This window comes from Actinotignum timonense (assembly GCF_030216305.1).
Taxonomy (GTDB): Bacteria; Actinomycetota; Actinomycetes; order Actinomycetales; family Actinomycetaceae; genus Actinotignum; species Actinotignum timonense_A.
In genome coordinates this window covers 73,420-98,110 of sequence record NZ_JASOKT010000005.1, presented here as the reverse complement: position 1 = coordinate 98,110, position 24,691 = coordinate 73,420, and the positions used below count along the sequence as shown (strand labels likewise).

Below are 24,691 nucleotides of genomic sequence, written 5' to 3'. Positions count from 1 at the left end.
GGGGGGGGCACCGTATTCGCTCCAGGCACCGTGCTGCGCCGTATGCGCCGTGCAGCGCCCCGTATGCGCCGTGCCGCGCCGTCGCCCCGTCCACCACCGGTGCCGCCCCGTCCACCACCGGTGCCGCGCCGTTGCCCCGTCCTCCACCGGTGCCGCGCCGTTCCCGGCAAGCGGGTAGAATGGCGGGCGTGCTGAGAATGTCTAGTCTTTTTGTGCGCACCTTGCGCGAAGACCCGGCCGACGCCGAGGTCGCCAGTCATAAGCTCCTAGTCCGCGGCGGGTACGTGCGCCGCGTGGCTCCCGGTATTTACACCTGGCTGCCGCTGGGCCTGCGGGTACTGCGGAAAGTGGAGCAGGTTGTCCGCGAAGAAATGGATGCATCCGGGGCTCAGGAAGTACTTTTCCCGGCGCTGCTCCCGCGCGAACCCTACGAGGCCACAAACCGCTGGAGCGAATACGGCCCCACTCTTTTCAAGCTGGCGGACCGCAAAGGCAACGACATGTTGCTCGCCCCCACGCACGAGGAAATGTTCACGCTCCTCGTCAAGGATCTTTATTCTTCCTACAAGGATCTGCCCCTCACGCTTTACCAGATCCAAACGAAGTACCGCGATGAGGCCCGTCCGCGCGCCGGCGTGATTCGCGGGCGCGAATTCGTCATGAAGGATGCTTATTCCTTCGATATGGACGAGGCGGGGCTGGACGCTTCCTACAATACGATGCGCGCGGCCTACCAGCGTATTTTTGAGCGCCTGGGCCTGCCTTACGCGATTGTCTCCGCCATGTCCGGTGCGATGGGTGGCTCGCGTTCGGAAGAGTTCCTGTTCCCCACCGCTATTGGTGAGGATACTTTTGTCCGGTCCGCGGGCGGTTACGCCGCGAATACCGAAGCTGTTACGACGCCGCCGCTCCCCGAGCAGGACTTCTCCGACGTTCCGGCACCCGAACTGGTGGACACCCCCGGGGCGAAAACCATCGCTGACCTGGTTGAGATGGCGAACCAGGTACATCCCCGCTTGGATCGCCCCTGGAATGCGGCCGATACCCTCAAGTCGGTTATCGTGACCCTCACCCATCCCGACGGGGAGAAAGAAGTGGTGGTCATCGCCCTTCCCGGGGATCGCGAAGTCGATATGAAGCGCGTGGAAGCCAGCTTGGCGCCGGCCGAAGTGGAGCTTGCTTCTCCTGAGGATATGGAGAAGTACCCGGGAATCGTGCCGGGCTATACCGGCCCCGGTGCGGTTGGCCCGCAAGCGCGTGGTGGCGCCGTTGCCGACGGTGCCGATGACGGTGCAGCAACCGGCGACGGCGCAACGGTGCCGGTGGCGCGCCTTCTCCTTGACCCCCACGTAGCCCGTGGTTCGCGCTGGATCGCGGGTGGCAACGCGGTGGATAAGCACGTATTCAACCTGGTGTACGGGCGTGATTTCGAGGCCGATGGCACCATCGAAGCCGCGGAAGTACGCGCCGGCGACGAAGCCCCGGACGGCTCGGGCCCGCTCGATATCGCACGCGGTATCGAAATTGGCCATATTTTCCAGCTGGGGCGCAAATACGCCGAAGCTCTCGGCCTGACGGTGCTCGACGAAAACGGTAAAATCCGCGTGGTCACCATGGGTTCCTACGGTGTGGGTGTTTCCCGCGTCCTCGCCGCTATCGCCGAGCAATACCACGATGAGAAGGGCCTGGTCTGGCCGGTGGGCGTCGCGCCCGCGCAGGTACATATCCTTGCCACCGGTAAGGACGACGCCGTCTTCTCCGCCGCGGAGGACTTAGCTACGCAACTGACTGCCGCGGGTATCGAAGTCCTCTTCGATGACCGCCGTAAGGTGAGCGCCGGGGTGAAATTCGCTGATTACGAGCTCCTCGGTATGCCCTACGCGGTGGTGGTTGGGCGGGGCCTGGCCAACGGGACTGTGGAAGTACGCACCCGCGCCACTGGGGAATCCGAAGACGTGGCGGTGGCGGATGCCGCCGCACGGGTACAGGAGATCCTGGCTGCTGCCCAGGCTAGCGAGTAAACATTCCCACGCTGGGTGACAGTGTGCTCGACTCTGATAACTGATAACCACAAAATGCGCTTCCAGCTACATAAATATGTATGCTCTGGAAGCGCATTTTGTGTGCCCTGGGGGAGTGCAGGCCGGATCCGACCGATAGCCGGCTGGCGTTCGGCTAAAAGGCACCTATGACTCCCACTGCGAAGCAGAAAGCCAGGAGAGTCCCCATATCCGCGACGGTCTCAAGATTGAACCCGAAACGGGGCGGTTTACTGCCGGGCTTGCGATATTTCTTGACGATGACGAATAAAATCGTGAAGACAGCGCAGGCGCCCAGCAACCGCGGCCACTGGTAGGCGAGTGCCTCATTAGTTATTGATTATCGCAGGGATAACGCAATTAGCCTGCCGTGTGTGGCGAAAGTCCGGGGAGTGCTGCGATGCCAAGGCTCTGGCTGGCATCACCAGTGGCCCCGTTAGCTCCGTTCGCACCGTGAGCCCCGCCTGCACCGGTGCCACTGCCCCCATTGGGCCCACCGCCAGCACCATCCAAGGCAAGCACAAAATTGAGAGCTTCCGTGGCCGGAACCGGGCTATGCCACAGCGCCCCGATCAACGTAGCGTAAGCGGCGGATGCGAGTTCATCGTCTGCAACAGCCGGGAGCGGAACGCTGGTGGCTCGGGTATCCGGGGTGCCGGCCCGAAGTAGAGCTTCCTCCAGATCAGCAATGCGCGCGATGCGTTCCATACGCTCGACATGCCCGTCCATGCCGCGGCGTGCCGCATCAACTTCATACCACTGGCGGGCCGTATTCGCGGCCGCGAGAAGCTTCTCGTCGCCGCCCGCCGGCACCAGGAGGTCGACGTCGTACCTGGGGCCACCCGCAACCGCGGCACCGAAGGGCTCCGGGGCAGGCAACCCGGCAGCCTCAGCCACGGCCTGAGCATCCCACGTTGCCCGCAGCGCCATAGCAAAATAAAGTGCGCGCTCCCCGGCTACTTCCTCGGATATCTCCGCGCGAGCGGCGGCGTCTTTCATTGCGTCGCCTGCCGCACTATCCGCCCCGTTTTTCACCGGTGTTTCCGCTGCGGGCAGTAGCGCATCAGCCGCAGTGACCGCCACGGTGCGGATTTTGGATAATTCCGCGAGTAACTCAGTGGCATCCGGAGCAAGAGGAGAAGGCTCGGGAGAATTTGTGTGCCCGGCCGGGGCGCCGCTCGGCCACGCCTGCCACACCCCGCCCAATTGGTTTTCCCATGCGCTCGCGTGTTCGGCAACATCCTGATATACCTGCGCGGCGTAGCCGCCCGTCTCAGCGGCCAGGTCGGTGGCGGCCGCGGAGCACCGTTGGGATGCCACGGCGAGGCTTTGGCGCAGTTCTTGCGTCGTCGTCATGGGTGCGGGGGAGGGATCGCCATGTTCCCACCGCGCTCCCATCGCAATAAGAATGGCGCCAATGATGAGGATCGTAAGCACGGCGGTGCCCACCAGCTGCACCGTGGTTCGAACCGGCTGAGAGGTGCGCCGATGAACGGGCGCTCCGCTCCGGGGTGCAGCTGCCATGCTTCTCCGCTTTCTTGACGAGAATAAAACCGCTTATATTGTGCCACCTCCATCGGTCTGGGAGACGGTGCGCGCGCTGATAACGGTGCGCGTGCTGATAACGGTGCGCGCGGATAACGGCGCGTGGCGCACCGTGCCACCGTGCCACCATCGGCACCGGCAGCGCTACTTGCACCGTGGGAGACGGCGGGTGATAGCTGCACCGTCGGCGAGCGCGGTCATCCCTGCACCGTGAGCACCGTCTGGCACGCCCGTGTACCACGGCGCGGCGCGGAAACTGTAGGATTAGCCCATGAGTCATTCCAAGAGTTCGCGTCCTCCCGCGCGGCGGGACCGCCGCTCTACCGGGCCCCGTAAATCCAGTCAGGCACAGCGGACCGGTGAAATCATCGCCGCGATTGAACCTCTTGTCTCGCAATGCGGACTCTACCTGGAAGGCGTGACGGTGGGCCGTGCCGGCGGGCGCGCCGTCGTTCAGGTCACGGTCGATCTTCCCAGCGGCCCCGGCGGTGTTGGCTCGGATCAGCTCACCGACGTTTCGCGTCTTATTTCCGCGCGTTTGGACGATGTCGACCTCGTCCAGGGTGCCTATAACCTTGAAGTGTCCACCCCCGGTGCCACCCGCCCGCTCGTGGAGCCGCGCCACTTTTCTCGCGCCGTGGGGCGCCTGCTGCGTCTGACACCCTCCGGTGAGGATGAGATCGTGACCAGGCTGCGCGCTGTTGAAGGAGATACCCTCGTTCTCGCATCAGATAACGGGGGAGCGGAACGGCGCTTACCCATTGGCCGGGTGGAACGGGCCCGCGTTGATATTGAATTCCATCGCGACGGCGAGGAAGAGTAGGAGAAATCGTGGATATTCAAATTCACATGAACGAGCTGCGGGCCCTGGAAAGTGAACTTGGTCTGAGCTCCGATGTACTCGTCGAAGCAATTGAAGATGCCTTGCTGCACGCATACGCACGGGTACCCGGTGCGATTCGCGGGGCCCGGGTCGATATGGATCGGCGCACCGGCAAAATCGTGGTGTGGGCCCCGGAAATTGACGAAGAAGGCAACGTCGTCGGTGAATTCGATGACACGCCGCACGATTTTGGGCGCATTGCAACGGCGACGGCGAAATCCGTGATCGCCCAGCGCCTCAAAGAAGCCGAAGCGAATCGCGTGCTCGGTTCCTTCAAAAATAAGCAGGGTGACATTATTTCCGGCGTTGTGCAAGGCCGGGCCGGGCGCGATAGCTTCTCCCGCGATCTCCTCGTGGAAGTCGGGGATCACGAAGCTATTTTGCGAGCGGAGGAACAGGTTCCCACCGAGCATCTCAACAGGGGGGATCGCATCCGCGCCCTGGTCTTGGATGTAGTGGTCACCAGCCGAGGTGCCTCCATTCGGCTCTCGCGTACCCACCCGGATTTTGTGCGCCGTCTCTTCGAACTGGAAGTGCCTGAAATTGCCAGCGGGACTGTGGAACTCGTGGCGCTCGCGCGCGAAGCGGGGCACCGCTCCAAGCTTGCCGTGTACGCGGAAGATCCGGAGGTTAATGCCAAGGGCGCATGTATTGGCCATAACGGTCAGCGCGTGCGTGCGGTCACCACGGAGCTGGGGGGGGAGAAAATTGACATCGTTGATTACAACGATGATCCGGCGGTATTTATCGCCGCGTCACTGTCCCCCGCGAAGGTAAGCCGGGTGGATATCCTCTCCGCGGAGAAGCGCCAGGCTCGCGCCATTGTTCCCGATGGGCAGGCGTCCCTCGCCATCGGTAAAGAAGCGCAAAATGTGCGCCTGGCAGCCAAGCTCACCGGGTGGTCCATCGATATTCGTAAAGAATCCGATGTGCAAGAAGCCTCCGGTGGCGACGTCGCAGATGGCGCCGCTTCCAGCGCCGCTCCCGCCATCCCCGCCGTTGAAGCAAGCGCCGCTGAACACGGGGAAGATCACGCGCCGCATCCGCATGATGACGTGCGTTAGTAGCATCTTGCCGCTAAAATAGATAGGGTGTGACTTTCGAGGCGGTGGGATGATGGCGAAAAATCCGCGCATGTGCGTGGGCTGCCGTCAGCGTGCCGCCCGGGAGGAACTGGTGCGCTTAGCGCTCACCGATGCGGGAGTCGTTGTGGATAAGGAACGGCGACTGCCCGGCCGGGGAGCGTGGGTGCATCTCCGCCCTGACTGTCTAGCCAGGGGAATGCGGTCGGGACAACTTGCGCATGCCTTTCGCTGCGCCGTCGTTCTTCCTCCGCATGCCGTAACAGAAGTAATCAGTTCGCTCGCGTGAGCGGAGCGAAAACCCGAGACCAAGAAAGCGGGTTGGAAGCTGATGGGCACCCGATGAGTACCCAACGATGAACAACCGGATTTAACGGGTCCGTGCGCACTTTTGCCGGGCCCAACGAAGGAGAACTGTGGCAAAAGTCCGCGTCCATGAACTCGCCAAAGAACTGGGGGTGACCAGCAAGAAGCTGCTGGCCACACTCAAGGAGAATGGCGAATTCGTCAAATCTGCCTCGTCCACCATTGAGGCACCTGTTGTGCGTAAAGCACGTGAATACTTTGAAGCGCACCCCGAATTGGTTGAATCCAAGGGGAGCGGCAAGCCGGCACCACGCAAGCCGGTTCGTAAGCATCCTGTGGCCCCCGATGCGGTGGATATGCCCGCCGGTTCGGCCTCGATTGTCGATGTGACGGCGCAGGCGAAGGCCGCCGCGAAATCCGATGCCGCCGGTACCGCTGGCGCCGGTGCACCCAAACCCGGCCCGAAGCCGGCCCCGGCCAAGCAGCATGCGGATAGCGCCGCGGCGCCCACCCCTGCCGCGGTGGCAGGTGGCGGCGCCGCTGCCGGAACGGCCACCGGCACCGCTACCGGCACCGGTGCACCTAAACCTGGTGCCGCAGCTGGTGCGCACGGCGGGGCAGCCCCGAAGCCCGGCAAGCCCGGCTCGCAGCAAGCCACGCCGAAACCGGCTCCCAAGCCCGGCGCTCCCGTACCCTCCGGCAAATCCGGGGAAGCGGCTTCCGCCCAGGGCTCCGCTGCCTCGCACGGCGGCGCTAAGCCCCAGGAAACGGGGCACGCCGGCCGTTCCAATATTCCTACTCCGCGCGGCGCGGTGAAATCAGCCAAGGCCGCGCGTGCCGAAGCTGATCAGCGCACCCCGCGCCCCGGTAATAACCCCTACGCCACTTCGCAGGGTATGCCCCGTCCGGGTGGCGGGCGCGGTCCGCGGCCCGGCAATAATCCGTATGCCACTTCGCAGGGTATGCCCCGTCCCGGTGGCGGGCGCAAGAATGCTGGTACTCCCCGCCCCGGTGCGCACCAAGGCGCGCATCAGAACAACCACGGCGGCGGGCAGCGCTCCGGTGGCGGGCGCGGGCACGGCGGTTCGCGTCCCTCGCCGGCGATGATGCCTAACCAGATGGCCGGTGCTCCGTCCTCCGGGCGGGGCGGTCGCGGCGGTGGCCGCGGGCGCGGTCCGGCTGGCGGCGGTCAGAATCGCGGCGGGCAAGGCCGGCCCACGGGCGGCTTCACCCGCAGTGGCGGGCGTTCACGCGGCGGCTCCACCGCCGGTGCTTTCGGGCGCCGCGGAGGCGGCGGAGGCCGCAAATCCAAGCGGACCCGGCGCGAAGAATACGAAGCACAGTCCTCGCCGATGCTTTCCGGTGTCCAGGTTCCCCGCGGGGATGGCTCCACCGTGGTGCGCCTGCGCCAGGGTGCTTCGCTGGCGGACTTCGCCGAACGTATCGGTGCGTCCTCGGCGGCCCTCATTACCGTGCTCTTCCGCATGGGCGAAATGGCCACGATGAACCAGTCGCTGGACGAAGATACCTTCAAGCTGCTGGGCGCCGAACTCGGCTACGAGGTGGAAGTGCTTTCCGCCGAAGATGAGGATCGTGAAATCCTGGAGAGCTTCGATATTAACCTCGAAGAAGAAGAGCTCCTGGAAGACGAAGAGAACCTCAAGCCGCGTCCTCCGGTTGTTACCGTTATGGGCCACGTGGACCACGGTAAAACCAAGCTTCTCGATGCGTTCCGCCATTCGCGGGTGGAAGGTACCGAATCGGGCGGTATTACTCAGGCCATCGGTGCTTTCCAGACCGATATCGAATACGAAGGCGAAACCCGGGCGATCACGTTCATCGATACCCCCGGTCACGAAGCCTTCACCCAGATGCGTGCCCGCGGTGCGGATATTACCGACATTGCGATCCTCGTGGTCGCCGCGGACGACGGCGTGATGCCCCAGACGGTGGAAGCTATCAACCACGCGCAATCCGCGGGTGTGAAGATCATCGTTGCGGTCAATAAGATCGACGTGGAAGGCGCCAACCCGCAGAAGGTGCGCAGCCAGCTGACCGAATACGGCCTCATCGCCGAAGAATACGGCGGGGACACCATGTTCCTCGACGTGTCGGCCAAGCAGCGTATCGGCATCGACGATCTGCTCGAAGCCATCCTCTACGTGGCTGATGCCGAACTGGAACTCAAGGCAAATCCGGATCGCACCGCGCGCGGTGTTGCCATCGAAGCGAAGCTCGATCAGGGCCGCGGCTCGGTGATTACCGCCCTGGTGCAAACCGGTACGCTGCGGATCTCCGATCCCATCGTGGTGGGTATTGCTCACGGGCGCGTGCGCGCCATGTTCGATGCCAGCGGCAACCCGGTCAAGGAAGCCGGCCCCTCCATGCCGGTCCAGGTGCTCGGTTTGGACGCGGTGCCCTCCGCCGGGGATGCTTTCCTCGTGGCGGACGACGAACGCACCGCACGCCAGATTGCCGAACAGCGCGAATCGGCCCAGCGGGCAGCTTCCCTGGCGCGGCGTCGTAAGCGTGTGTCGCTGGAAAACCTCGGGGATGTCCTCAAGGAAGGCAGCGTCGAAACGCTCAACCTTATTATCAAGGGCGATTCCTCCGGTGCCGTGGAAGCGCTGGAATCCTCGCTCCTCGATATTGAGGTCGACGACGAAGTGGCGCTGCAGATCATCCACCGTGGCGTGGGCGCCATCACCCAGAACGACGTCAATCTCGCAACCGTTGATAACGCTGTCATTATCGGCTTCAACGTGCGCCCCGCCGAACGCGTGGCCGATATGGCCGAACGCGAAGGCGTGGAGATGAAGTTCTACTCGGTCATCTACCAGGCCATCGAGGAAGTGGAAGCGGCGCTCAAGGGCATGCTCAAGCCCGTTCTCGAGGAAGTTCAGCTGGGCAGCGCCGAAGTGCGCCAGCTCTTCCGCTCGGGCAAGGCCGGCACCATTGCCGGCTCCATTGTCCGCACCGGTGCGATCAAGCGCGGGGCGAAGGCACGGTTGGTACGCGACGGCGTCGTGGTGCAACCCGAGCTCGAAATTGTCTCGCTGCGCCGCGAAAAGGACGATGTTACCGAAGTGCGCGAAGGCTACGAATGCGGCATTACGCTCGGCTACCGCGATATTCACGAAGGCGACATTATTGAAACCTTCGAGATGCAGGAGAAGGCCCGCAGCTAGGGAACTGTCCTGAGGAACGTTGCGGCCCGCCGGCTCGCCACTGGCGCTGGCGGGCCGCAGCATATCCACCAGCAATAAAGGAGATGAAGATGGCTAATCCCCGTGCGGAACGGGTAGCGAAACGCATCCAGCAGATCGTGGCGCAAACCATTAACACCCGTATGAAAGACCCGCGGCTGAATATGGTGACCATCACCGATACCCGCGTGACCGGCGACCTCCAGCACGCGACCGTATTCTTCACCGCCATCGGGCATGAGCACCAGGTGAAAGACGCCGCCCGCGGGCTGGAGGCGGCCAAGGGTGCGCTGCGCTCAGAAGTGGGGCGCCAGCTCGGCTTGCGGCTTACCCCGACCCTGGAATTCGTGGCCGACGAACTACCCGAAGGAGCCCGCACCTTTGAGGACGTGCTGGCTGCCGCCCTGCACCGTGACGCCGAACTGGCGCGCAATGCGGAGGGGAAGGAATACGCGGGGGAGGCTGATCCTTACCGCAAGCCCCGTGAGGTAACGGAAGGCGACGGTGCCGCCGCACCGTTAGCCCCTGAGGCATTCCATGAAACCGATGCGCCAGAATCCCTGGCCTGATCTGCCCCGCGCGCAGCATCCGGCGCCGAGCGGCGTCCTGGTTATTGATAAACCAGCCGGGGTGACCTCGCACGACGTCGTTGCCGCGCTGCGCCGTCTATGCGGCACTCGCAAAGTGGGGCACGCCGGTACGCTCGACCCGATGGCCACCGGGGTGCTCGTGGTGGGTATCGGCGCCGGTACCCGCCTCCTCACCTACCTGAGCGGGGCCGATAAGGATTACCGGGCTACGTTCACGCTCGGCATCGGCTCTGATACCGAGGATTGCACCGGTACCGTCACATCCGCTCCAGGTTTTTCCGGTACGACGGCGCAGCTCGACGCTGCCCTTGCTTCCCTCCAGGGTGATATTTCGCAGGTGCCCTCGGCGTATTCGGCCAAGAAGATCGCCGGGCAGCGTGCCTATGATCTGGCCCGGGCCGGGCAAGAGGTGGTGCTCGAAGCGGTGCCAATCCATATTGCCCGCCTGGAACGGAGCGGGGAGCTTTGCTGGCGCCAGGCGCCGGTCAGCGGTACGGCGGCGCTGGACGGTCCGGCTCTAACGGATAGTGCGGCGCAATTAGATGGTGCGGCTCCGATAGAAACTCAAGCAGGAGCTGTGCCGGTTGCAGATGTCGATGTGGAGGTGAGCTGCTCCTCGGGTACCTACGTGCGCGCCCTTGCCCGCGATACCGGGATAGCGTTGGGAAGCGCAGCCCTCATGAGCGCGTTGCGGCGCACCCGCGTGGGTGGCTTCCGGCAAGACGAGGCGGTGAGCGTAGCGGAACTGGCGCAATTGGTGCGGGGAGGGGCGCAGCCCCCCGTTATCCCACTGGCGCAGGTAGCGGCTCGCGCACTCCCGACGGTGCAGATCGCGGCAGCCGAAGCCGAATCCGTGCGCCACGGCCAGTTCCTTGAGGCACGGGGGAGAGCGGTGACCCCCGCCGCAGGAACGGCGCAATCGCGTACTGTAGGTGCGGGAACGGTATCGGGACAAGCACCCGGTGCGGAAAGCGAAGCTGGCACCGTCGCCCTGCTGCACGGTGATGAGCTTGTTGCGGTGGCACGCCGGCACGGGGATAGCCTCCGGCCGGCCACCGTATTCCCGCCCGGCGCATAAATACATAGCTACGTAGACACATAGGTGCATAAAAATCCCCGCGCCGGCACCTCTGTGGTGACGGCGCGGGGTGATGCACGCGTAGCGATAATGTGCGGTTAGTTCGCTACCGCGGCACGGTGGATATGCTCGAGCATGGCCACTCGCTCGGGCAGCGAAGCATTGGCCGGTACGCAGATCTTGGCACCCAGATACTGCGCCCCGCCCTCGCGAGCGGCCGTGGCGCAGCGGGTGATTTCCTCCGCCGTCATAATCGACGTCGGCTCATCGGCCCGCGAGGGGAGATGCCCGTCAATCCAGGAGTAGCCGTACTGGGTTTCTGCCGGGCCCGCCCCGGAGAACATGAGGCCGGCGAGCACGCCCGCCTGTGCACATGCCTCGATATGCGCGAAAGCAGTATCCGCGCTGCGTTCCTCGAGTGCGGAGCGGCCCCAGTTAATGTGGATACCCAGGCCCAGCTCCTGGCAGATGGCGATTTCTTCCTCGAGAGCAAGGAAGCCCTTTTCCGGAGCTTGACCTTCGATATAGCGGTCACAATGCTCAATCACGGGAACTGCCCCGGACCAATCCCACTCCGATAGCTCGGCAAGGGAGGCGCGGAAAGCTGCGCCGTCGGCCTGCTTGGTGGGGGCCGAATGGAGCTGCACCTTCGTGATGACGGGGCGGCCACTGAGCTGGGCGAGGGAGGCAACGGCGTCGCGGATCTCGCGCGTGAAGGCGAGAGCGGCCGTGCGGCCCTCCTCGTCGGGGGAGGCCAGTCCGAAAGCCGGGTTTTTGCCGACGTTCTGCATGGTGCCGGGAATCGCGGTAATTGTGTTAAGCGTCCAGTGCGGGGCGATGACGTCCGCGATGGCCTTGGGGTCACCGGCGAGGACTCCGGGGAAAGGAATTTCGATTCCGGAGATCCATTCCTGCTCCGCCAGCAGGCGATAGTAGTCAGATTGCACCGCGGGTTCGGGGAGCGATGCATAAGCCCCAACAACGAAGGGGAGTGTCATTTATTTTCCTTCCAAAATAATATTTATCGCAGCGCCGGATCACCGGTGCGGACGGTGTCGACCTCCGCGGGAGTGGGGGAGTAGGCACCGTCATGGCTGACGGTCAGCCCCGCCGTAATAACCGCCTGGTGCAGGGCGGGGCGCACGTCGGAGAAGTGGGCGGCGCGTAGGCGCTGCTTGGCTTCCACCGATCCGAGGAGCCCGGCTTCTAGGAGCCCGGCCAACATCCCGGCCATGAAGGAATCACCGGCTCCCACCGTGTCTCCCAGCTCCACATTGAGCGGATCGACGACGAGCATATCGCGCTCCCCGGCCAGCTTGACATAAGCGCCCCACGGCCCGCGGGTGACCACCACCATGCCCGGCCCGGAGGTAACCCACCGGCGCATAATCCGCTCCACCGGTTCACCCGGGTAGAGCCATTCAAGGTCCTCATCGGAGGCCTTGACCACATCGCACAGCGCCACCAGTTCCTCAATGCTCTCCCGCACCTTTTCGGGAGAACCCATAAGATCCGGGCGAGCATTGGGATCGTAAGAGACCGTGCCGGTCAGTGCCTGGCGCTTGACGGCGCGTAAAATCTTCTTGCTCGAGGCACCCACCACCGCAGAGTACGAGCCGCAGTGCAGGTGGCCCACCGTATCCGGGTCTGGGATTTCGGGGAAGTCCGATTCGACGTCGAACTCATAACGCGCCCGGCCCTCCGCGTCGAGGAAGGCGCTCGCGGTAGTGGTGCGGCTGGCGCCGTCCGACCCGGGGACGATCTCCACACCCATAGCGGCGGCCTGCGCGGCAATCCGTTCCCCGCGCTCATCACGCCCGAACCAGGTAGCGAGCTCCACGTGCTGACCGAGCCGGGCGACGCCGGATGCCACATTGAGAAGTGAGCCGCCCACGACCTCGGTGCCGGGTCCGCTTTCTCCCTCACGGATAATGATGTCCACAAGCGCTTCACCGGCGCTCACAAATCGTGCCATTGGTGCCTCCCATCGCCACAGCTGTTCTGCGCGCAGGCCCGGGGCACCGTAACCTGGCTGCCCGACGCTGCGCACGCTTTCTTCGCACACCAGTTTATCTGGAAAATCGCGGTGATTTTGGGGCATACGGGGCGCGGAAGACCCCGCCCCGTGGCATAAAAATGTCAAGTCCGGGTGCGCAAAAAATTCTGGTTTTTGCGCGGGTGGGATAACGGGGCGAATAAGCTACCCTGGAGAACGTGCAGATTTGGACATCTCCTTCAGATATTTCGCCGGATTTTGACCGGAGCGTCGTGACCTTCGGGGTATACGATGGCGTCCACCGTGGGCACCGTGCCGTGCTCACCCGCGCCGTTGATATTGGCCGGGAGCTCGGCTGGCCCGTTATTGTTCTCACGTTTGATCCCCATCCGGCCACCGTCCACCGCCCCGAGGCCCATATTCGCCTCGTTATGAGCCTGCAAGATCGTATTAACCGCATTGAAACGCTGGGTGTGGATGCGCTTTACCTTCAGCATTACGACGCCGCCTACGCCCGCGCCACCGCCGCGGAATTTGTACGGGACCAGCTGGTGGGCCAACTTCGGGCCGGCTTCGTGGTGGTCGGGCATGATGCCCGCTTCGGGGCGGGGAATACGGGGGATGAGGCGGTGCTACGCTCCCTCAGCGCGGAGCTGGGCTTCGGCGTGGAAATCGTAGGTGAGCGGTGCGATGAGGCGGGGGAACGGTGGTCCTCCACCCGGGTGCGCGCCGCGCTCGCCACCGGCAAAGTTGATCACGCCGCGCAGATCCTGGGGCGCCCGCACCGTATCCACGGCACCGTGGTACACGGGGCGCGCCGCGGGCGCGAATTAGGATTCCCCACCGCCAATCTCAGCGGGGATGACCTGGGCGAAGTGCCGGCTGACGGCGTCTACGCCGGGTGGCTGGTGCGCCGCGTGCCGGGCGGCAGCGCTGAAGAATACCTTCCGGCAGCCATATCCGTGGGCACCAATCCCCAATTCGATGGCCAGGAACGCACCGTGGAAGCCCACGTGCTCGGGCGTAGCGACCTCAACCTCTACGGGGAGCCCATCAGTATCGATTTCGTCTCCCGCATCCGCCCCATGCTCACCTTCGGATCGGTGGACGAACTGCTGGCCCGCATCGACCTGGACGTTTTAGAAACGGCGGATCGCCTGGGTGTTCCGCCCGCCGGACGCGTGCCACCCGGCGCCGTGCAAGCCTAGCGCCGGCGGCGCCGTCAGCAAACGGCAGGCAGCATTCGCTAGGGTAGGTGCATGAGTACATTCGCTCTTCGCGTCGCCATCAACGCTGTTGCACTGTGGGTGGCCACGCTCCTCATTCCCGGTCTGGCAATGGTGGGGGAGGCCCCCGATACCCTCCGTCTCATCGGATGGTTCGTGGTGGCTGGCCTCATTCTTGCCATTCTCAACGCGGTCATCCGCCCGATCTTGAAGTTCCTGTCCTTCCCGCTCTATATCCTCACGCTCGGGCTTTTCTCCCTGGTGATTAACGCGGCGATGATCTCGCTTACCGCATGGGCCTCCCAGGGCTTGGCGGTGCACCTGGTGGTGGGCAGCTTCTGGGCGGCGCTCTTCGGCGGGATTGTGGTCTCCCTCGTCAATATGGTGCTCAGCGGTTTCGTGGACCGCTCGTAGCGCCCCGTCAGCCCCACCGTCCGGTCAGCCCCGTCAGCCCGCCGTCCGGCCCGCCCCGTCAGCCCCGCCACCCCCACCGTCCGGTCACCACCACCGAGCGGCAAAGGGAAAGCGGGGAAGGCCACACCCGCACTGGCGGATACGCCAGTGCGGGGCGTCGTCGCCGTGTGCTAGAATTTTTAGGCCGTTTACATCGGCCACGGTAGCGTCATGCCTGGGAGAACATGCCCCGGAGCTCCGTGCAACGGAAACTAAGGAGAATCGCATGGCCCTCAAGCCTGAAGAAAAGCAGAAGATCATTGCCGAATACGCCACGCACGAGGGCGATACCGGTTCCCCCGAAGTGCAGGTGGCGCTGCTCTCGGCTCGTATTTCGCAGCTGACGGAGCACTTCCGCTCGCACATCCACGACCACCATTCGCGTCGTGGCCTCATGCTTCTTATCGGCCAGCGCCGCCGCCTTCTCAGCTACCTCGCTGAGGAAGATATCGAGCGGTACCGGTCGCTGATCGCACGCCTCGGCTTGCGTCGATAAGTACTTAAAGCGGCTCGGGTTTCATCCCGGGCCGCTTTCCGTATGCCCGCAGGCGTGAGAAGCGGCTCAGCATCGCCGCAAGTGAACTGTGCGCGGCGCTCAGCTGCTTGCTCGGGCATTACGATAGACAGGGTGCGGTGCGCCTACGCACCCCAACATGTGGAGTACCGCGAACGTGGTCTTCGGTGATGGTTGACGAAGGCGGGAACGCTAGGGCCCGTTTTCGTGAATTACCACTGATGGCCGCCTCGCGGCCGAAATAAAAGGAGGTCCCGTGGAGGGTCCCAATATTCATAGTGTGGAAGCCGTTGTTGATAACGGCTCCTTTGGAACACGTACCATTCGATTCGAAACCGGGCTGCTGGCCCAGCAGGCCAACGGCGCCGCCCTGGCCTACCTGGACGGGGAAACCACCGTTTTCTCCGCCACCACCGCCTCGAAAAGCCCGAAGGAACACTTCGATTTCTTCCCGCTGACGGTGGATGTGGAAGAACGCTCCTACGCGGCCGGTAAAATTCCCGGTTCCTTCTTCCGCCGCGAAGGCCGGCCCGGTACGGACGCCATTCTGGCCGCCCGCCTCATCGACCGCCCGCTGCGCCCGCTTTTCACCAAGGGCATGCGTAACGAAGTGCAGATCGTGGAAACCGTGCTCTCCATCCACCCGGATGATGCCTACGACGTTCTCGCGATCAACGCCGCATCCCTGTCCACCTCGCTGACGGATCTGCCCTTTGCCGGGCCGGTCGGCGGCACCCGCGTGTCCCTCGTGGACGGGCAGTGGATCGCCTTCCCGCGCTGGTCGGAAATGGCGCGCGCCACCTTCTCCATGGATATTGCCGGGCGCATTGTTGGGGACGACGTCGCCATCACCATGGTGGAGGCCCAAGCTCCCGAACAAACGGAAGCGAACGTGGCCGCCGGTGGTATTGCCCCCACCGAAGAGGTTATTACCCAGGGCCTGGAAGCCGCCAAGGGCGTTATCCGCACCCTCTGCGAAGCGCAGCTCAGCCTCATCAACGAATGCGGGAAGCCCACCGCGGACTACCCCTTCTTCCCGAATTACACCGACGCCCAGTTCGAGGCCGTCGGGAATGTTCTCGGTGATCGTTTCAACACCATCCTCGGGATTGTGGACAAGGTGGAGCGCGATACCGCGCTCAATGACCTCACCGATCAGATCGTTTCCGAGCTGACGGTGCCCGCCGATGCCCAGTTCAACCTGGAAGAAGACGGCCCTGGGCTCGCCGCTGCGGTCAATGATCACTTCAAGGAAGTCATGCGCCGCCACGTCCTCACCGAAAACGTGCGTATGGACGGGCGCCGCCCCACCGATATTCGTTCGATTTCCGCGCAGGCCGGCGTGCTGCCGCGCGTGCACGGCTCGGCGATCTTCCAGCGTGGCGAAACCCAGATCCTCGGGGTGACCACCCTCAATATGCTCAAGATGGAGCAGCCGCTGGATAATCTTTCCCCGATTACCCACAAGCGCTACATCCACCACTACAACTTCCCGCCCTACTGCACCGGCGAAACCGGGCGCGTGGGCAGCCCTAAGCGCCGTGAAATCGGGCACGGGCACCTGGCCGAAATGGCGCTGGAATCCCAGCTGCCCAGCCGCGAGGAATTCCCCTACGCGATCCGCCAGGTCTCCGAGACGATGGGCTCGAACGGCTCGTCCTCCATGGGCTCCGTGTGTGCCTCCACGATGTCCCTGCTCAACGCGGGTGTGCCGCTCAAGGCCCCGGTTGCCGGCATCGCCATGGGCCTTATTTCCGCTCAGATCGACGGGGAAACTAAGTACGTGACCCTCACCGATATTCTCGGTGCGGAAGACGCCCTGGGCGATATGGACTTCAAGGTGGCCGGCACCCGCGACTACGTGACCGCGCTGCAGCTGGACACCAAGCTGGACGGCATCCCCGCGGAAGTCCTCTCCGCGGCGCTGTCCCAGGCCCGTGACGCCCGCCTGGCCATCCTCGATCTCATGAACCAGGCCATTGACGGCCCCGATGAGATGGCGCCCACCGCTCCCCGTATCCTCACCGTGAAGATCCCGGTGGATAAGATCGGCGAAGTCATCGGCCCCAAGGGCAAGATGATCAACCAGATCCAGGAAGATACCGGTGCGGAAATCACCATCGAGGATGACGGCACCGTCTTCATTGGTGCTGCCGACGGCGCCTCCGCGGAAGCCGCTCGTGACACCGTCAATTCCATCGCCAACCCGCAGCTCCCCGAAGTGGGCGAACGCTACGTGGGTACCGTGGTCAAGACCACTACCTTCGGTGCGTTCATCTCCCTCACCCCGGGCCGCGACGGCCTCCTTCACATCTCCCAGATTCGCCGTCTCGTGGGTGGCAAGCGCGTGGAGAACGTGGAAGATGTCCTCAATGTGGGCGACAAGGTCGAGGTCGAAATCGGCGAAATTGATGATCGCGGCAAGATCTCCCTGGAAGCGGTCGTTCCGGAAGGCGAAGAGAACGCCGAAGCGGAAAGCTCCGATCAGGGCGATAACGGCGCTCACGGCGAAGCGGAGGAGAGCGCCCCGCGGCAGAATCGGGCGCGCTCCCGTTCGCGCCGGCGCAGCGAGTCCTCGGCGCCCAGCGCACCCTCGGCAGACGACTCCGATGCTGACTCCAGCTCGAGTCGCGGTTCGCGTGGAAGTCGCGGCTCGCGGCGGCGTCGTCGCACCGTCCACACGGACGAAGACTAAAACCTGCGCCCACGGGCGCTAAGGCATAGTGAACTCCCCGAATGTTTCCGGACGTTCGGGGAGTTTGCGTAACTATCCAGAAAAGTATTCCCATGATGTATAGCGAACTGCCCCTTCCGCTTAACGCGGGCGCCAGTCTCAATATTGACGACGACGGCGCACTCCTACGCCGCACCGTCCTCCCCGGCGGGCTACGTGTCCTCAGCTACCGCCTGCCCCATATTCACTCCACCTACGTCAGCATGTGGGTGGGCGCCGGGTCTCGCGACGAAGTGGCGGAGACCCAAGGATCCACCCATTTCCTTGAGCACCTGCTGTTCAAAGGCACGAAGCGGCGCAGCTCCCTCGATATTTCGCGAGAAACGGACTACCTGGGCGGGGGATTCAACGCGGCCACCTCGAAGCAATACACCCACTATCACGGCCATATTTTTGACGAGGACCTGCCCCAGGCCATCGATATCCTCGCCGATATGCTCACCAGCGCGACCCTCAGCGCCGAAGATTTCGCTGTGGAACGCGGCGTTATCCTCGAAGAACTCGCGATGTATGCCGACGACGCCACCGATACCGCGATGGAAAAAATCCCGCAGCTGGTCTTCGGGGATCACCCGTTGGCGCGCCCCGTTGGGGGAACGGCGCAGACGGTGCGGGCCCTCCAGCACGAGGCGCTTCTCGAGCACTATCACGGGGTCTACCATCCTGATGAAGTGGTGGTGGTTGCCGCGGGCGCCGTTGATCACGACAGGCTATGCGAGCTGGCGGTGGGTGCGCTGAGCGCCGGAGGCTGGGACCTGAGCACGGAGCGTGACGCCCACCCGCGCCGTATCGCTCCGCCTATCGTCTACCAGGAAGCGCGCGAGCTGCACGTTCCGAAGGAAGTGGAGCAGGCGGCGGTTATCGTGGGGATGCCGGGGCTGCGCTTGACCAGTGAGGATCTGCCCGCCTTGCTCGCCCTCAATGCGATTCTGGGTGGGGGAACCTCCTCGCGGCTTTTCCAGGAAATTCGGGAACGGCGCGCTCTGGCCTACTCGACCTATTCCTTCCCGATCAGCTACCGCGAAGGCGGCATGTTCTGCCTGGCGGCCGGTTGCGCCCCGCATAATGTGGGTACCGTGCGCGAACTCATGATGACCGAATTGGATCGCCTCGCCCGCGACGGCGTGAGCGAAGAAGAAACGGAATCCGCCTTCCGGCGCCTGCGCGCCGATATTGTGTTCGACGCCGAGCGGGTGGGCACCGCCATGACCCGGCTCGGCACTTCGGAGCTAGTGCGCGGCAGCCTCATTTCGCATGAGGAACACCTGCGCCGTGCCCGCGCCGTGCGCGCCGCAGATATAAACGAGCTGGCCCGCCGCATTGCGGCAGGCCAGCGTTCATGCGTAACCGTGGGACCGGAGAACTAGCGGGCGCTCCGCTGGGCCGCTAGTTCGCTAGTCGGTTTTCGGCTATTCGGCGTCCTCCGGGCTAGGCGCGGATGGGGCGCTGTCGCCCGATGGCGCGGACGGGGCACTGGGTGCGGAGCCCGCACTTGTTGCCGACGGCGCGGCCGCACCAGCCTCCGCGCCGTCCGCCTCCCTCGCATCCGCCGCGGGCTCGCTAGCGGCCGGTTCGCCCACCGGGGCATGCACCACCTTGAGGGTGCGGTAGCGGTTGAGCGCCGCGGCAATATCCACCGCGCGTGGCCGGGCCAGGAAAGCCGGTTTTTCGCCGGCCCCCAGGGCATCCAGGCCGTGCGTGGCAATGGTCTCCTCCAGGCGCGCAATACCTTCCGGAACGGTGTATTTGCCGCGCAGGCACAGAGCGCGGGTGGGGTCGGTCAGGGAGCGAATCGCCCAGGCAATCGCAGCGGTCTGGCCCGGATCCACAATCTGGGGCACATCGCTGAGATCAATATCAGCGCGGTCCAGAGAAATAAGATCCACCCCGCGCGACTTCGTTTTCGCCTTGACCCCGTGGGCCTTGAGGGGGAGCGGATAGCGCGGCGCCGGGTGCGTAAACTCGGCAATATCATTGCGCTCCCGCGGGTGCGCCGCGGCAACCTCCCGGGCCTGCTCCGTAACATCGTGGCACACATAGTGGTCCATGAGGAGCACCCGATCCGCGGCATCCAAATAATCGCCCGAGCCACCCATGACCATAATGGTGGAAATACCGGCGCGCGCCATACCAGCAATCCGATCCACAAAAGGCGTAATTGGTTCCTGGTTTGCCGGCACCAGGGCACGCATCCGCTCATCACGAATCATGAGATTTGTGGCCGAGGTGTCCTCGTCAATAAGCAAGACCCGCGAACCGGCTTCAATGGACTCGGCAATCGCGGCGGCCTGCGAAGTAGAACCCGAAGCATTTTCGGTGGAAAAATCAGTGGTGTCCGTGCCATCGGGCAGGGAATTAATGAAAGCGGAAACATCCACACCGGTCACCCAGCGCCCATCGGCGGCACGCACCTTCACCGCGCTGGGATCCATGGCGACCAGCTCGCGTCCATCCCCTGGAATATGCGGGTAAACACTGCGCTCCAGCGCGGAGAGCAGCGTGGACTTACCGTGGTAGCCCCCGCCGACGATCACCGTAATACCCGGAATAACCGGCATACCGGTCACCTCACCGGCATGGGGCAGCTGCACGCTTTCGCGCAAATTCTCCGGGCTGGAGAAGGCAATGGCATCACTCAAAGGCAGATCGGAAATACCCGACCGGCGCACCAGTACTGCGCCGTCGTTAATAAAACCAATCCAACCGCGCTCCCGAATCACGTCCTGAAGGGCGAGATAATCCTCATATGTTTCTACATGTTTACGTAACGCGTCCCGGTGAGCCGCAAACTCTTCCCCTTCGGAGGAGAAATTGAGTGTGGCTTCAATGATTTCGGGAAGGTACTCATCTGCGGTTTGGGCCATAGCATGCCCGAGGATCGTGCGCCCCTGCGCTGGGAAGTGGCATTGGAAACGCAGCTCTACGTGATTGGCGAAAACGGTAGCGCTGGAGCGCTCCAGAATTTCTTGCCCCACTTTCGCGATGGAAATATCGCGAGAATGGCGGGCGCGTTCCGCAAAAGTACGGGCCAGGAAATCAGCAACAGCCAGGCGCTGCTCCGGAGTGGTGAGCAAATCAGCGGGAATCCCCACCTTCGCTGGATCGGCCGTCACCCGCAGCGCGGACGGCGGGGCGTAGGGATCGGATTGCACCCGATCAATATGCACCGTGTACATGCCGTAGTCGTAATCGCCGATAACCGACTTGTAGGCAGGGTAATTGCGTCCGTCCAGTTCGTGGAGGCGGTCGATAAGGTCGACGTCGCCTCCTTCGACCCGCGCAAATTCGCGCCGTTCACGGGGCGCCCCGCCCCGCCTATCCCGACGGTCATATTGGCGATCCTGGCCCCCGCGCGGGCCCCGGCCTCCCCGGTAGTCCCGCCCGCCGCGGGCATCGTAACGTTCCGAGCTGTGCTCATATCCAAAACTCATAGCCCCTAGTCTATCCAGGCCACGTAGCATGGACGGTATGACTATCAACGTAGCTGTGGTGGGAGCGGCGGGACGGATGGGGAGCACCGTGTGCACCGCCGTCACCGCCGCCCCCGATATGAACCTGACCGCCCGGATCACCAAGGACGATCCCATCAACGCCCAGACCCTGGCGGGCGCCACTGTGGGAGTGGACTTCACCGTTCCCGATGCCACGGAAGATACCGTGCGAGCCCTCCTGACTCACGGCTGCCACGCCGTCGTCGGGGCAACGGGATGGACCCCGGAAAAAATCGCACGTATTGAGGCGGTGGCCAAGGAGACGGGGCGCCATGTGCTCATCGCTCCGAATTTCGGTTTGAGCGCCGTGCTCACCATGATGTTCGCGGAAATGGCCGCCCCGTATTTCGAATCCGTCGAAGTGGTGGAAATGCACCATCCCGATAAAGTGGATGCTCCCTCGGGAACGGCGCGTGCCACCGCGGAGAAAATCGCGGCGGCCCGGGCGGCGGCCGGATGCGCTCCCGCTCCCGATGCGACCTGTGGGCCGGCGCCCGCCCGCGGGGAGAAAATTGCCGGCATCCCGGTGCACGCGGTGCGCCTACGGGGCCTGAACGCCCACGAAACGGTGCTGTTGGGCAACCCGGGCGAACAGTTCACCTTGCGCCAGGATTCTTTTACTCGCGAATCGTTTATGCCCGGGGTGCTTCTCGCTATCCGTGGCATTGACCAACATCCGGGCGTGCAGGTGGGATTAGAGCAGTATATGAGCTGGGGACGATAGGCTGAGCTCATGGACGAGCACACTTTGCCTTCACGCAGTTTCGGATCCGTCAGCGTTGCGATGGTGACCCCTTTTCACGTCGACGGCTCCTTGGATGTTGATGCCGCGGTGGCGCTGGCCACCACCCTCGTGGACCAGGGCTGCGATGCCCTGCTCCTCTCGGGCACCACCGGGGAATCTCCCACCACGCACCAGCCCGAAAAAGATGTATTGGTGCGGGAAGTGTGCGCGGCGGTGGGGGATCGCGCCATGGTTATCGCCGGCGCCGGTTCTAATGACACTGCCCACGCCGTGCGCATTGCCCGCGGTGCCGAAAAAAGTGGGGCGCAGGGGCTGCTCGTCGTCGCCCCGTATTACAACCGGCCCTCCCAAGAGGGCGTGTACCAGCATATTTTGAACGTGACGGAAGCAACCGATCTGCCCGTCATGGTTTACGATATCCCGGGGCGCACCGGGGTGCGGCTCGAATTGGATACGCTGCTACGGCTAGCGGAGCATCCGCGCATCCTCGCCGTCAAAGATGCCACCGGGGACGTGGCGGGAGGTTTCGTGAAAATGGCGCGTACCGGCCTGGAGTATTACTCGGGGGACGACGCCCTCAATTTCGCCTGGCTCGCCCACGGTGCCTCCGGGGTGATTTCGGTGGCCGGGCACGTTATTGCGGCGCGCTTGCGGGCCCTGGTGGAGCAGGTTGATGCCGGGGATCTGCCCGCCGCCCGCCGGGAAGCCGCCGCGCAGCGCCATATTATTTCCGCGATTATGGGAAGTGGTCAGGGCGCCGTTATGGCCAAAGAGGCGCTCAAGCTCCTCGGGGTTATCCCCTCGGCAACCCTGCGGCTACCCCTGGTGGGAGCCTCCGCGGCGCAGATCGCGGAACTGGCGGAAGCGCTGCGCGCCGAAGGGCTCCTCGCGGATTAGCCGGTGCGGGCACGGCGGCAACGGCGGCGGGCGCCCCGTGCTGCGCCGTGCCCCGCCGAGGGTGCGGGCACCGTGCCGCGCCGTGCCGCGCCGTGCCGCGCCGAGGTTGTGCTCCCCGCGCCGCGCCGTGCCCCGCCGCCGCGGACTAGCAAGCCGCCAGTTTTACGCCCGGGCATGAAGCACCTATGGAAGCGCCCCGCTTCGTGAGAGAATACAGGGGTGAGTGATGAAGTGAAGAAATCTGTACCACCGCTGCGGAACGCCGTTCGTATCGTTCCCCTAGGTGGGCTCGGTGAAGTTGGCCGCAATTGCAATGTTCTTGAATACCAGGGAAAACTGGTGGTTGCTGATTGTGGCGTGCTGTTCCCCGAAGAAGCCCAGCCCGGTGTTGATCTTATTCTCCCCAATCTTGACTACCTGGAAGACCGCCTCGAGGATATTGCCGCCATCGTGCTCACCCACGGGCATGAGGACCATATCGGGGCGGTGCCCTACCTGCTGAAAATGCGCCCGGATATCCCGGTGATCGGCTCCCAATTGACCATTGCTTTCGTGGAGGCGAAACTCCAGGAGCATCACATCACCCCGAATGTCACCGTGGTGGCCGAAGGGGATTCCATGAGTATCGCGGGCATGGAATTTGAGTTCATTGCCGTCAACCATTCCATTCCGGATGCGCTGGCCCTGTTCATCCGCACCCCGGAGGGCAATATTCTTATCACCGGTGATTTCAAGATGGACCAGCTCCCACTGGACGGGCGCCTCACCGACCTGCGTGCATTCGCAGCAGCCGGGGATGAAGGCGTAGACCTGTTCATGTGCGATTCCACCAACGCGGAAATCCCCGGTTTTGTGCATTCCGAGTCGGAAATTCAGCCGGTGATCGATTCGGTGATCGGCGGGGCCACCGGGCAGATCGTCGTCGCCTCTTTCGCCTCGCACGTGCACCGGGTCCAGCAGGTCCTCAACGCCGCGGCCCACAACGGGCGCAAGGTTGCCTTCGTGGGCCGCTCCATGGTGCGCAATATGAAAATTGCGGAGGATCTGGGGTATTTGGACGTGCCAGAGGGCACCGTCGTCGATCTCAAAAATATGAAGGATCTGCCCGAAAACCGCCGCATCTACATGTCTACCGGCTCCCAGGGCGAACCCATGGCGGTGCTTTCCCGCATCGCGAATCGTTCCCACCCCAAGGTGGCAATTAATCCCGGGGATACGGTGCTGCTGGCCTCCTCCCTCATTCCCGGAAACGAAAATTCGGTGTTCCGGGTGATCAACGGGCTTATCAAGCTCGGCGCGAATGTTATCCACCAGGGAAATGCGCGGGTGCACGTATCGGGGCACGCCGCCCAGGGCGAATTGCTCTACTGCTACAACATTTTGCAGCCGGCCTACGCCATGCCCATTCACGGGGAGGTGCGCCACCAGGTCGCTAATGCCGGTGTCGCGGTGAAAACCGGGGTGCCTGCCGATAATGTGATTCTGGCGGAAAACGGTTCGGTTATCGATATGATCGACGGCGAAGTTCGCCTCGTCGGCTCGGTGCCTTTCCAGAATATTTACGTGGACGGTTCCTCGGTCGGGGATATTACCGAATCCGAACTCAAGGACCGCCAGATCCTCTCCAACGAAGGCTTTATTGCTATTTTCGCGGTGGTGGATACCAATGCGCGGCGCATCGTTACCGGCCCGCACCTCCAGGCACGCGCCATGGCCGAAGATGAGACCGTCTTTGACAGCATCACTCCGGAAGTCACGCGTGCCCTGGAAGAAGCCGTGGCGAAGGGCTCGGATAGCTACGGGATGCAGCAGGCCATGCGACGCGTGGTGGGGCGCTGGGTCTCGCGTAAATTGCGCCGTTCGCCCATGATTATTCCGACCGTCGTGGAGGTGTAGTCCCCCTCGC

Annotated in this window: 19 protein-coding genes; 15 read left to right on the top strand and 4 right to left on the bottom strand. The window is 63.6% G+C overall.

What is annotated here, in order from left to right; translation table 11 throughout:
- Positions 1-197: 197 nt before the first annotated feature.
- Positions 198-2,021: a proline--tRNA ligase gene (locus tag QP305_RS04590; protein ID WP_284904209.1), complete on the top strand. Its 1,824-nt coding sequence runs from the start codon at positions 198-200 to the stop codon at positions 2,019-2,021.
- A 378-nt stretch (positions 2,022-2,399) separates the two neighbouring features.
- On the opposite strand, the gene QP305_RS04585 is transcribed toward QP305_RS04590, so the two are convergent.
- Positions 2,400-3,563: a hypothetical protein gene (locus QP305_RS04585; RefSeq protein ID WP_284904202.1), complete on the bottom strand. Its 1,164-nt coding sequence runs from the start codon at positions 3,561-3,563 to the stop codon at positions 2,400-2,402.
- Between the two features lie 292 nt (positions 3,564-3,855).
- Here QP305_RS04585 and rimP point away from each other — a divergent pair, with 292 nt between their 5' ends.
- The 6 genes from rimP (at position 3,856) to truB (ending at position 10,729) form a co-directional block, all read left to right on the top strand.
- Positions 3,856-4,407, top strand: coding sequence for a ribosome maturation factor RimP (gene rimP / locus QP305_RS04580; protein ID WP_087070982.1), 552 nt, complete (start codon positions 3,856-3,858; stop codon positions 4,405-4,407).
- 14 nt (positions 4,408-4,421) lie between these two features.
- On the top strand, positions 4,422-5,531 hold the full coding sequence (gene nusA / locus QP305_RS04575) for a transcription termination factor NusA (protein ID WP_284904207.1): 1,110 nt from the start codon (positions 4,422-4,424) through the stop codon (positions 5,529-5,531).
- Between the two features lie 49 nt (positions 5,532-5,580).
- A complete protein-coding gene (locus QP305_RS08705; RefSeq protein WP_350309595.1) occupies positions 5,581-5,838 on the top strand; it encodes a YlxR family protein in 258 nt (85 codons plus the stop codon).
- Between the two features lie 127 nt (positions 5,839-5,965).
- On the top strand, positions 5,966-9,043 hold the full coding sequence (gene infB, locus QP305_RS04570; protein ID WP_284904200.1) for a translation initiation factor IF-2: 3,078 nt from the start codon (positions 5,966-5,968) through the stop codon (positions 9,041-9,043).
- Between the two features lie 89 nt (positions 9,044-9,132).
- A complete protein-coding gene (gene rbfA / locus QP305_RS04565; protein ID WP_284904199.1) occupies positions 9,133-9,630 on the top strand; it encodes a 30S ribosome-binding factor RbfA in 498 nt (165 codons plus the stop codon).
- Positions 9,608-10,729, top strand: a complete 1,122-nt coding sequence (gene truB, locus QP305_RS04560; RefSeq protein ID WP_284904198.1) for a tRNA pseudouridine(55) synthase TruB — start codon at positions 9,608-9,610, stop codon at positions 10,727-10,729. Before rbfA ends, truB begins: the two co-directional genes overlap by 23 nt.
- 98 nt (positions 10,730-10,827) lie before the next feature.
- Here the strand turns inward: truB and QP305_RS04555 are convergent, their stop codons facing one another.
- Positions 10,828-11,727, bottom strand: coding sequence for a DUF4862 family protein (locus QP305_RS04555; protein WP_284904197.1), 900 nt, complete (start codon positions 11,725-11,727; stop codon positions 10,828-10,830).
- 23 nt (positions 11,728-11,750) lie between these two features.
- Entirely contained in the window at positions 11,751-12,704 is a 954-nt protein-coding gene (locus tag QP305_RS04550; RefSeq protein ID WP_026428554.1) for a PfkB family carbohydrate kinase, read from the bottom strand.
- 239 nt (positions 12,705-12,943) lie between these two features.
- On the opposite strand from QP305_RS04550, the gene QP305_RS04545 reads away from it, so the two are divergent.
- The 5 genes from QP305_RS04545 (at position 12,944) to QP305_RS04525 (ending at position 19,019) form a co-directional block, all read left to right on the top strand.
- Positions 12,944-13,933 (top strand): bifunctional riboflavin kinase/FAD synthetase, encoded by a 990-nt coding sequence (locus QP305_RS04545; protein ID WP_284904196.1) that lies wholly within the window; start codon positions 12,944-12,946, stop codon positions 13,931-13,933.
- 51 nt (positions 13,934-13,984) lie between these two features.
- On the top strand, positions 13,985-14,365 hold the full coding sequence (locus QP305_RS04540; protein ID WP_026428556.1) for a phage holin family protein: 381 nt from the start codon (positions 13,985-13,987) through the stop codon (positions 14,363-14,365).
- 265 nt (positions 14,366-14,630) lie between these two features.
- Positions 14,631-14,900, top strand: coding sequence for a 30S ribosomal protein S15 (gene rpsO, locus QP305_RS04535; protein ID WP_016442511.1), 270 nt, complete (start codon positions 14,631-14,633; stop codon positions 14,898-14,900).
- A gap of 274 nt (positions 14,901-15,174) precedes the next feature.
- Positions 15,175-17,613 (top strand): polyribonucleotide nucleotidyltransferase, encoded by a 2,439-nt coding sequence (locus tag QP305_RS04530; protein WP_284904195.1) that lies wholly within the window; start codon positions 15,175-15,177, stop codon positions 17,611-17,613.
- 92 nt (positions 17,614-17,705) lie between these two features.
- On the top strand, positions 17,706-19,019 hold the full coding sequence (locus QP305_RS04525) for a M16 family metallopeptidase (RefSeq protein WP_284904193.1): 1,314 nt from the start codon (positions 17,706-17,708) through the stop codon (positions 19,017-19,019).
- Between the two features lie 42 nt (positions 19,020-19,061).
- On the opposite strand, the gene QP305_RS04520 is transcribed toward QP305_RS04525, so the two are convergent.
- Positions 19,062-21,083 carry an ABC-ATPase domain-containing protein gene (locus tag QP305_RS04520; RefSeq protein WP_284904192.1) on the bottom strand — a complete coding sequence of 674 codons (2,022 nt, stop codon included), beginning with the start codon at positions 21,081-21,083 and terminating at the stop codon, positions 19,062-19,064.
- Between the two features lie 37 nt (positions 21,084-21,120).
- Between QP305_RS04520 and dapB the strand changes: the two genes are divergently transcribed.
- The 3 genes from dapB (at position 21,121) to QP305_RS04505 (ending at position 24,681) form a co-directional block, all read left to right on the top strand.
- Complete coding sequence (gene dapB / locus QP305_RS04515; RefSeq protein ID WP_284904190.1) at positions 21,121-21,867, top strand: 4-hydroxy-tetrahydrodipicolinate reductase; 747 nt, start codon at positions 21,121-21,123, stop codon at positions 21,865-21,867.
- Positions 21,868-21,876: 9 nt separating this feature from the next.
- Positions 21,877-22,785, top strand: coding sequence for a 4-hydroxy-tetrahydrodipicolinate synthase (gene dapA / locus QP305_RS04510; RefSeq protein WP_284904189.1), 909 nt, complete (start codon positions 21,877-21,879; stop codon positions 22,783-22,785).
- Between the two features lie 219 nt (positions 22,786-23,004).
- Positions 23,005-24,681: a ribonuclease J gene (locus QP305_RS04505; protein ID WP_284889643.1), complete on the top strand. Its 1,677-nt coding sequence runs from the start codon at positions 23,005-23,007 to the stop codon at positions 24,679-24,681.
- Positions 24,682-24,691: the final 10 nt, after the last annotated feature.